This is a genomic window from Aeromicrobium alkaliterrae, assembly GCF_039529015.1.
Taxonomy (GTDB): domain Bacteria; phylum Actinomycetota; class Actinomycetes; order Propionibacteriales; family Nocardioidaceae; genus Aeromicrobium; species Aeromicrobium alkaliterrae.
On sequence record NZ_BAAAME010000014.1, the window covers coordinates 1 to 2,221 of the forward strand.

The 2,221-nt window shown below is 62.9% G+C and carries 2 protein-coding genes; one reads left to right on the forward strand and one right to left on the reverse strand.

Translation table 11 applies throughout. From position 1 onward, the window contains the following. Nucleotides 1–733: ABC transporter substrate-binding protein (locus tag ABD127_RS18765; RefSeq protein WP_344204371.1), on the reverse strand; the 733-nt coding region annotated here is incomplete at its 3' end. A 345-nt stretch (nucleotides 734–1,078) separates the two neighbouring features. Between ABD127_RS18765 and ABD127_RS18770 the strand changes: the two genes are divergently transcribed. Further along, the coding region (locus tag ABD127_RS18770; RefSeq protein WP_344204373.1) for a thiamine pyrophosphate-binding protein at nucleotides 1,079–2,221 on the forward strand (1,143 nt) is incomplete at its 3' end.

Here is a 2,221-nt window from a genome sequence, read left to right on the forward strand (position 1 = left end):
TGAGTATGGCCAGGGCGTCCTCACGGGAGCGAGTGGTGCCCGACACCACCAAGTCGGCGGCCTCCTCCGGATGTGCAGAGATCCACCTGTCCGTGTCGTCTAGTGCCTCGAGCAAGACGCGCACTGCATCAGGATCCTGATCGAGCGCCGCACGGGTACTCCAGATGATCGAAGGGTGGGAGAGGATGTCCGAGGTCTTCACCAGGATGTTGACGTCAACCTCTTGCCGTACTTTCGAGATCGTCGGTTCATCAATAATCCAGGCGTCCAGATCACCATTGCGAAAGGCCTGCCTGGCCGAGGCAACACTCAGGTCGACAGCGACGACATCGCTCCACGCGAGACCGGCAGTGTCAAGGCTGAACGCCAAGGCCGTGGTGTGCCACGATCCGAAGATGTTAGCGACGCTTCGACCCCGCAAGTCCTGAACAGAGTTGATGCCGCTGTCGGCCCTCACGACCAGTCCGCCACCGTAGCGTCCGTCGCGAGGTGCTGACGTTGCCAAGAAGACCACGTCGACACCGTGCGCCATCATGGCGACGGGTGGCTGCGAGGCACCCCCGGAAACGTCCAGGGCGCCGATCCGGAACATCTCCACAGTTTCAACGCCATCGAAGCACCAAACGATCTGGTAGTCGATCCCCGCGTCGATGAGCGGCTGCTGCAGCTCCAGGCTTCGAGCGAACACATCCAGCGTCGGACTGTTGTGATGGGCGCCGATGCGCAGGGTCATGGTCGGACTCCGTTCAGAGGTGACGCGGAACGATCCCGACTGCACGCGCGGCAGTCGTGAACCCGGCGACGATACGTATGTGGTGGTCATTGTCGCCAATATGATCGCCATTGTGCACGGGGTCTCTAGTGTGGTCAAGCCATGGCCCGCCCGCGAGTGTGCGGCGTTAAGGGCGTGGGAGCGCCGCCGGAGAGGGGCAGCAATTCTCTGGGCCGGCTCTCGAGTGGGTTGCGCTCTATCCGAAATCCAATGCCACGGCCTTGACTGAAGAGCAACAGGTGTGCAAAATAGCAGAATCTATTGTCTACAATTTTCGGCGAACGTTTGGCCGTGCGAGGGAGCAAGATGACAGCCGTTCACGGTGCAGATCGATTGGCCCAAGTGCTGCAGGAGCATGGGGTCGAGAGTGTCTTCACCTTGTGTGGAAATCACACACTCCGCATCTATCAGGCCCTCCACGACGTCGGGATCCGACTTGTCGACTGTCGCAACGAGGCGGTAGCGGCGATGGCGGCCGATGCAGCCGCGCGACTGAGCCGACGACCTGCCGTCGCGTTGGTCACCGGGGGGCCCGGACTCACGAACGCACTCACCGGCCTCGTCACGGCCCACGGCGCCGACAGTCCGCTGATCCTCCTGAGTGGTCAGAATGCCACCGCCCTTGACGGTATGGGGGCGCAGCAGGAACTCGATCAAGCGGCAGCTGCGTCGGCCCTCTGCAAGTGGTCAGCAGTCGTCACGGAAGGGGACCAACTCGTGCCCATGCTGCGGCATGCGTTCGCCACCGCCATGTCGGGTACCACGGGCGCGGTCCACGTGGCCCTGCCCTCTGACGTCATGACGTCAGAGGGCGGCAAGGAAGGATTCTGGGTCGCGCCCGAGCTGCCAGAATCTGTTGTTCGGACCGAGGATGTGGCCCATGTCGCCGAGTTGATCCGCGCCGCCGAGCGTCCGATCGTGATCGCAGGCGCAGGTGCGTTCATGGCGGGTGCGGACATCTCACTGCAAACTCTGGTCGAGCAGTGCAACATCCCGCTGTTCACCCTCGATACGGCTCGAGGTCTGGTGCCTGATGACCACCGTTGCGTGCTCGGATATGGGGATCCGTCATTCAATCCCGCCGCGGCCCACATGGGCGATGCCGATTGCGTCGTCCTGATTGGCCGACGCCTCGACTTCCGTCTGCGCTTCGGTGACGATTCCGTGATCCACCCTGAGGCGACCTTGATCGACATTCACAACGCTGGCGCTGTAGTCGACGGGAACCGGCGCCGAGAGCTTGTTGCCACCGACATCGATGGCTTCCTCACCAACCTGGCTGCGGACCTCGCCGACTACCGCGCGGACGACGCCTGGCTGGATCGGCTGCAGTCGGACAACCCTTTGCGGCGCCCTGAGACTGAGCGCCACGTTCCTTCCTCGGACACCCCGGAGGGGCTGCTTCACCCTGCTTCCGTTGTCGATGCACTCAGGGATGCCATCCCGCCA